Source organism: Stenotrophomonas capsici (assembly GCF_034961085.1).
Classification (GTDB): Bacteria; Pseudomonadota; Gammaproteobacteria; order Xanthomonadales; family Xanthomonadaceae; genus Stenotrophomonas; species Stenotrophomonas capsici.
This window is the reverse complement of record NZ_JAYFUH010000001.1, coordinates 9,105-16,577: the sequence shown is the minus strand read 5'-3', so window position 1 is coordinate 16,577 and position 7,473 is coordinate 9,105. Positions and strand designations below refer to the sequence as shown.

5 protein-coding genes are annotated in these 7,473 nt (G+C 69.0%); 2 read left to right on the top strand and 3 right to left on the bottom strand.

Annotated features, from left to right (window positions below):
- On the top strand, positions 1–480 hold a 480-nt coding region (locus VA603_RS00050; protein WP_323437580.1), incomplete at its 5' end, for a P-loop NTPase family protein.
- A gap of 81 nt (positions 481–561) precedes the next feature.
- On the opposite strand, the gene VA603_RS00045 is transcribed toward VA603_RS00050, so the two are convergent.
- Entirely contained in the window at positions 562–1,227 is a 666-nt protein-coding gene (locus tag VA603_RS00045) for a hypothetical protein (RefSeq protein WP_323437579.1), read from the bottom strand.
- A 202-nt stretch (positions 1,228–1,429) separates the two neighbouring features.
- Between VA603_RS00045 and VA603_RS00040 the strand changes: the two genes are divergently transcribed.
- Entirely contained in the window at positions 1,430–1,831 is a 402-nt protein-coding gene (locus VA603_RS00040; protein WP_323437578.1) for a hypothetical protein, read from the top strand.
- A 43-nt stretch (positions 1,832–1,874) separates the two neighbouring features.
- Here VA603_RS00040 and VA603_RS00035 read toward each other — a convergent pair whose 3' ends face one another.
- A complete protein-coding gene (locus VA603_RS00035) occupies positions 1,875–5,561 on the bottom strand; it encodes a TonB-dependent receptor (RefSeq protein ID WP_323437577.1) in 3,687 nt (1,228 codons plus the stop codon).
- Positions 5,558–7,473 (bottom strand): OmpA family protein (locus tag VA603_RS00030; RefSeq protein ID WP_323437576.1); only part of this gene is annotated, 1,916 nt, incomplete at its 5' end. The genes VA603_RS00030 and VA603_RS00035, both read right to left, overlap by 4 nt.

Below are 7,473 nucleotides of genomic sequence, written 5' to 3'. Positions count from 1 at the left end.
TCCACGCTGGCCGTGGCCATCGCGCGCCACCGGCAGCTGCAGGCGGTCCACCTGGACCAGCTCTTCCACCTGCCACACACCGACTGGCAGCCGCGGCCGGAGGCCGACTTCCTGCAGCTGCATGCCGACGCCATCGCACAGGAGCGCTGGGTCATGGACGGCAACTACAGCCGTTGCCTGCCGGCGCGGCTGGCGCGCGCCACCGGGTTCATCCTGCTCGACCTGCCCACCCGCACCAGCCTGCTGCGCTACTTCCGCCGCAGCTGGTTCGAACGCAACCGCCATGGTGCGCTGGCCGGCAACCAGGACACGGTGAAGTGGGCGATGCTGCACCACATCGCCGTCGTCACCCCGCCCCACCGGCGCCGCTACGACCAGTTGTTCGAAGGCATCGCCCTGCCCAAGCTGAAACTGGCCAACACGCGGCAACTGCAGCGCTTCTATGAAACCGAGGGGCTGGCCCGCGAACCGGCACCCTGACGGCCGTGCCTTGCGCGGAAGACACAAAGGCCGGGCATCTGCCCGGCCGCTGCGTTGTACCTGCCACGCCGGTGTGCGCGGTTACTCGCAGGGCTCGCCGTCCACCTGCAACGACGCCTCGTCCAGCGGACGGTTGCCTTCGATCGACGCCCGCTGCTCGGCGCTCGGTGCGCCCAGCCACCACACCTTGCACTTGGCGACCAGCCTCCCGACCATCTTCGCCTGCGTCGGTGCGTACAGCATGTCCAACGCGGTGGTGCTGCACTGGTGCGCCTGGCAGGCCGAGTAATACCACCAGACATCGCCGTCCAGCATCAGCGGCTGGCCCGGTGCGCTGGGGCCACTGAGCAGGCGCTCGCGCAGCGGCAGGATCTGCGGGTCGGTCGATTCGGCCGGCGTGGCTTCCTTCATCAGCGCATCAAACGCGGCGAGCACCTTGGCATCCTTGCGCCCGCAGTTGTCCACCGAGTTGCCACCCACCAGGGTGAAGAAGTAGGTCGCCAGCGGCTGCTGCTCGCAGGTGATCTCCGCACCGGGGGTTTCCCCTTCCGGTTCGCCTTCGTTGTCCCAGACCGACGGTTCCACGCCATCCTCGACGGACGCCTCGGCGCTCGCGGCGGCAGCGGGCGTGTCCGCAACAGGCGTCGTCGCCGGCGCGGCGGCCGCCTTGCCGCCGTCATCCGGCGCCTTTCCACAGCCTGCCAACAGGGCCAGCAACAGCGCGGCCAACACAGTTCGACGTTTCATTCCTTGTCCTGTCAGCAAGTGGTGTTCCCGCCCGGCGCCATGGGTAGCACCGGCCAGCCGTGCAATTGTACGGGGCCATGTCCGCGGGCCGTGCGGCCGCTACCGCCCCCATCATCTTCACCCCGGCCTGCATCCGCTTTGCTAGCGTGCCCCTACCGCCATGGCACCGTGGCACCGGCACCCCATACCAAGGAAGGCCCCGATGATGAACCGCACCGCATTGCTCGTCCTGGCAGGCAGCCTGCTCGCTGCCCCCTTCGCCGCGCAGGCCGCACCGCCTGCCGCGACCGCCGCGCCTGCGGGCACCGTGCAGCAGGGCACCTTCGCCAGCGAGCAGTTGCAGAAGGACGTGCTGCAACACATGTACGTACTGCTGCGCAACGACGGCTGCCAGGAACTGCTGAACGTCGTGCCCTTCCTGCGCGCGCAGCCGGAAGGTGAGATGGGGTCACGCAACTGGTCGGAGACCTGGGTCTTTGAATGCAGCAACGGCCGCGACGAGATCGACGCCCGTTTCCAGGAAACCCCGCAAGACGGCGGTGCCGACTATTCGGTCAGCAGCGCCACGCGGCATACCTTCGGCACACCCACCGCGACGAAGTAGCGAGGAACGATCCTGCCCGCCGCGCACCACTGGCGCGGCGGGGTCAGTACTTGCCGACCATGCTCAGGTACCAGCCGCGATGGTCGTAGTCGAAGCGGGTCAGGTCATCGCTGAAGTCGGTGAAGTTGTAGCCCACGCCCACGCGCAGGTTGCGCCCGATATCGCGGTCCAGGCCCACCAGCCAGCCCTGCCGGCGGCCGCCATCGCGGACATCGAGCAGGCGGTATTCGAGCAGGCCATGCCACTGGTAGTACAGGTCGTAGCGCAGCTGCGCGGCACCAAAGCTGGTGGCCGAATCGAACCATGGGCCGGTGCCCCGCCCGTACCGTACCTCGCCCTCGCGCCGTGCCAGCTTCGCGGCCACTTCCCAGCGCGGGTCGATCCGGTACACGCCCTCCAGCGACAGCACCTGGGAGCGCTGGTCGTAGTCCACGCCGTCCACCTGTCCCATCGTGGACAGGTCGTACAGGTAGGTGTAACGCCCGAACACGCCCCAGCGGTCGTTGTCCCAGGGGCGGTAGGCGAAGCCCATGTTGCCCTCGATGAAGCGCGCCCCGGCCACCGGGTTCAGCACATCGTCGGTGTCGGCGTAGTTCAAGCGCGCCGCGATCCGCCAGCTGTCGTTGAGGCGATGGCTGAGCCGGTTGGTGCTGACCCACTGCGTGCGCCGCTCGGCACCGGTATCACGCCGCCACTCCAGCTTGCTCTGCCAGTCGGTGTCCGGTGAGGTACGTCCACCGGACAGGCTGACCGCCTTGCGGTCCACTTCCCCGCTGCTGGCGTCGAGCTTGCCGTCGCTGAGGGTGAAGCCCGCGTTCCAACCCACGGCGGGATAGAAGTCCATGCCAAAGGTGTGCGCGAGCCCGGACTCCTGGCCGGACTTCAGGAACTGGCTTTCGTTGAAGACGTTTACCTGGTCGGACAGGCGCCAACGCTGGCCCAGCGTCCACCCATCCTGCGCGTTCGGGCTGAACAACGGGTCGTACTCGCTGCGGTCGGTGGAAAGGGTGTAGCTGCCGTAGAAGCTGTGCTGCGGGGTCAGCTTGTACTCGGCGTTGACCTGCGCGGCGCTGCCGCGATCACCGTCGCTGAACTCGGCGCCCACGCTGGACTGGTTGGCGAAGGTATACGCGCCACCGGCGAGCACCGCATCGTTGTCGCGGTAGCGGCCATGGTCGTCGTCCACGGTCAGCTGGCCGCCGCCGTACAGGTCCAGCGCGGTGCCGATGCGATGGGTGTAGCGCGCCGCGGCCAGCACGCCCGCGGCATCGCCAGCCTGGCGTGTTTCCTGGACGCGCCGCAGCTCGGCCGACAGGCGGTCGTTCTCGCCGATGCGCCATTCGACAGTGGCCTGCGCCTGGGTCAGGGATTCGCTGCCACGTCGCGCTTCGCTGTAGCGGGCGTACAGGTTGAAGTCGTCGGTGACGTAGCCGAGCAGCTCCACGCCCTGCTCGCGCACGCGCTGGCCGGTATCGAAACGCCCCACCGAGTACCCGCCATCGACCTGCCGCCACCAGGCGCCGGCGCTCCAGTCGCGTCGGGTCCAGCCCAGCTCGCGCAGGTTGATGCGCCCTTCCACCGCGGTCGCCTCGCCTTCGCGCGGCCCGCCGGGGTTGAGCTGGCGGAAGCTCAGGCCACCATTGTCGGAGAAGAAGACCGGTGTGCTGGTGGCCTCGCTGCGGCTGTGCTCGATCTTCAGGTAGGTACCGCGCCCGGCCTGCAACGTCAGGTCGGCACCGCGCAGGGCGTAATCCTGGCCCGAACGTTGCTCGTCGACATAAGTGGCCCCCAGTGCGACGTGGTCGCCGAACCAATGCTTGCCACGCACGCCGGCGGTAACGTCATCGGCATCGAAGCCGGAAGGCACCCATTCGTAGTCGACGATCAGGCGTTGTTCGTAGCCATCCAGCGGCACGTCGCGACTGAGGCGGCGCAGGTTCTCGCGCGTCACCTGGGCCAGTGGCCGGGTCAGCAGGATGCGTCCCTGCAGGGCGTCGATCTCGTAGTCGGCACCACGCACCAGCGACACGCGCTGCTCCACGCGCCCGGTGGTCGGGTCGCGGATCTCCAGCACCACCTGGTCGGAGCCGGCCAGGATGCTGGCATGGCGCAGGTAGTAGAGGCTGCCACCGGTACCGATGAACTCGCTATGGCCCGGGGCCGTTTCCGCCTGCGCACCGAACAGGCGCAGTTCGCTGCGCGCATCGCCCCAGGCATTGGCGCGGCGTGAGCGCCACGACAACGCCGCGCCATACAGCGAGCGCACGTACTGCGTGTACTCGGTGCCGCTCAGCCCGGTGTTGTAGTTGCCCCACAACGCCTGGTTCTTGTCCCAGTCCAAGCGCAGGTAGAAGCGTCCCATCGTGTCCACGTCACGCTGGGTCAGCGAGTCGTCGCCGTAGGTGGGGTAATACAGATCCGGGTCCAGGCTGCGGAACAGGTCCCGCGGGTCGGCATTGGTGAAGCCGGTGAACAGGTCCTTCATTGGCCTGTTCTGGGTGTCCGCCTGGGCGGTCAGCAGGTAGCGGCCCCGGGTCTTGGACTTCAGGTAGAACGCCAGCCGCCCGTCACTGAGCACGCTGTCGTCGCGGTCACCGCGGGCCAGGTCGCGGCCGGCACCGGAGGCCTTGTTCTGGTAGACGGTGATGTCGGTCAGGCCGACCCCGAACAGGTAGCTGCCGCTGACGTCCACCTCCAGCGTGCGCGCGATGGCCGGCGCGTCCTGCCGCTCCACGCGCACGTCGAAGGCATGGTGGCCGATCGGCATCAGGTATTCGGCGGCGAACTTGCGGTCCTGGTCCAGCGGGTAGCTTTCGCCGTTGATCTTCAGCGACGCACCCAGCGGGAGGTCGCGCCCGCGCAGGCGCACGCGCGCGCCGTACACGGGAATGTTCTGCTGGCGAAGCCCGTTGCCGTCGAACACCTGCTCCAGCAGGGACAGCGAGGCAGCTTGGTCCGCATCCACCGCGCTGCCAAGGCGGTCCTCCAGTGCGTCCCGCAGTTGCTGGTTGCCACGCTCCACTTCGGCCGGCGTCACCAGCTGTATGGACTGCGCCGAGGTTTCATCCACGTTTCCCTCGGCGTCATACGCGCGCAGCACGTACACCAGCCGGTCACCACGACGCAGCGGCACGTCCTCCGGCAAGGCGCCGTCCCAGCTGTGTTGCCCCACCGCGGCCACCGGCAGGTCGAACTGCGCCAGCGGTGCCACGCGGTCGCTGTCACTGCCACGGTAGAGGCTGACTTCGAAGCGGTTGATGAAGGCGGTGTAGTTGCCACGGAAGAAGAAGTCCACCGGGCGCGTGATGCGCCCGTTGTCGAAGGCCACCATCGAAGGGGCCGAGACCGAGAGTTCCGGCAGGCCCATCGCCGGGTCTTCGGTGGCCCAGATCGCCCCGCCCTCGGGCAGGCGGATCAGGAAGTTGCCGGTGACCGTGGCCTTGCCCGGCGCATCCAGCGCAAGGCTGACGCGGCGGTCCGGCTGCAGCACCTGCGACGAGGACCGGACCGAGGTGCCCTCGGTGACCGGCTCGTCATAGCTGCGCGAGCCCAGGGTGAACAGCAGCGCGCCGTCGGCGCTGCATTGGCTGGCATCGCAATCCATGCGCGTGGCTGCGTCGGAGGCCTCCGTTGGCGGTGCGGCCTGGGCGGTGCCGGCAAAGCACAGCAGCAGCGCCTGGCACAGAACGATGCGGCGGGGGCGACGGGAGGCAACGTGACGTGTGCTCATTGGCGTGCCTCCTGTTGGCGCGCCGCTTCCCGGATGGCGGCGCTCTCCTCGTTGCGGACGCGGATGCGCTGCTGCACCGCCGGACTGAGCAGGCCGCGCAGGGCCTCGAACACCGCCGCGGCGCGGCGCAATCCCAGTGCCTGGTTGTAGGCATGGCTGCCGCGCACGTCGGTATGGCCAACCAGGCTCACCTGGCCGCCCCCCATCGCTTCCAGCCGTGCCGCGATGCTCGCCAGCAGCGGCTTGAACTCGTCACGGATGCGCGACTTGTCGGTATCGAACAGCACGTTGCCAAGCAGCGCGCCCTGGGCATCGACGCCGGCGACCAGCGAATGCGGGTCGCTGACATCGGTGCGCAGCTGCACCGTCAGGCCCGCACGCGCGGCCTCGGCCACCTCGGCCTGCAGGGCATCGCGCACCACCGTGGCGCGACGGAAGGCCAGGTCCTGGTTCTCGCCATTGGCCAGGATCACCACGTCGCCGCCCAGGTAGCGATCCACGGTCGCGGCGATCTTCGCCAGCACCGGCCGGTAGGCGTCGCGCAGTTCGCTGCTGCCCGGTGCGAACAACACCTCGCCCAGCACCAGCTCGGCCCGCTCGTCCGGTGCCTGCGGCGACGGCGGCAGGCGCACGCCGAAGCTGAAGCGCGTCGGCACGCCCTGCGTCACCCGGCGCAGCAACGGGTTCTCGGTGGTCAGCATCGCCCCGCTGGGCACCGTAGCCGGGTCCAGCTTGATGATGAAGTTGCGGCCAAGGCGCGCGTCGCCACCGTGCACGTCGGCCAGGTGATAGCGACCGAACGGGTCGGTCTCGACCAGCAGGCCCTCGACCGTCGCCAGCCGCACGCCCGGGATGCCCTGCTCCTGGATGCCGGTGTTGCCGATCACGTAGGCCACCTCATAGCCCTCGGCGACGGCGGACACTTCGCGCCGCACCGCCGGCTCGGCGGAGGTCAATCCCTTGGCGGCGTCGCCGCTGCGCAGCAGGGTCGGCTTGCCCGCCGCATCAAGCTGCAGGCGCTGGCCCTGCCTGCTGTCGAGTACGAAGTCATCGGTGAAGGCGAGTTCGCGCAGGCGCTGCCGCACGACCACCTGATTGGCCTCGGCCGGCTCGGCGGTGGAACCGCGCCCGTGGACCGTGCCGATCTCCAACCCATGCAGCAGCGGCGCACTGGCATCGGCCACCGCCTGCGGGCCTTGCCCGCGATCGATGGTGGTCGAGCCCGGCACGTAGGCCGAGGCGGCGAAACCGCCCTGCACCGTCACCCCGGTCAGTTCGGCACTGTCCTGCCAGCCATCACCGTCGCGGTCGTCGAACACGGTGCCGAACACCAGGCTGTCCTCCAGCAGCGGATCGGTATCCAGCTGCACTTCGGCCGTGGCGATGTTGGATACCGCAGTGCCGTCGGGGGTGGTCGCCACCGCGTGGTTGACGTGGCTGCCGGGGCGCACGCCCGCACCCACCCGCAGCAGGTAGGTGATGGTCGCGTTGCGTCCCACCGCGATGTCCACCGCGGCGATGCGCAGCGGGTTCTGGCTGCTGGCCAGCGCGAAGGCGCCATCATCGTCGGCCACGCGCATCGAGCCATCGACATAGCTGAAACCGGTCGGCGGGGTGTCCACCACCACGCCGTTGCGCCAGTCGCTGCCCCCCACGTTCTCCACCACCAGCTGGTAGCGCACCAGGTCACCGACCTTCACCCGGCGCGGGTTGGCGCTCTTGGTGATGCGCAGGGCGAAGTCGGACACCACCTTGTGTTCGGTTTCGCAGCTGCCGCATTCCGGCGGCTGGCCACCGTCGGGGTACTCGCCCCGCAGGCGGTTGCGCACCGTGGCGAATGCCTTCTCGTTGACCGTGGCGGTGTAGGTGAACACATGCTGCCCGGGCGTGGTGCCCGCCGGCAGCGTGCAGA

What these genes read in the sequence shown, in the direction of transcription:
- VA603_RS00040 (WP_323437578.1), top strand. Translation starts at nt 1,430, where the DNA reads ATGATGAACCGCACCGCATTGCTCGTCCTGGCAGGCAGCCTGCTCGCT.
- VA603_RS00045 (WP_323437579.1), bottom strand. Translation starts at nt 1,227, where the DNA reads ATGAAACGTCGAACTGTGTTGGCCGCGCTGTTGCTGGCCCTGTTGGCA.
- VA603_RS00035 (WP_323437577.1), bottom strand. Translation starts at nt 5,561, where the DNA reads ATGAGCACACGTCACGTTGCCTCCCGTCGCCCCCGCCGCATCGTTCTG.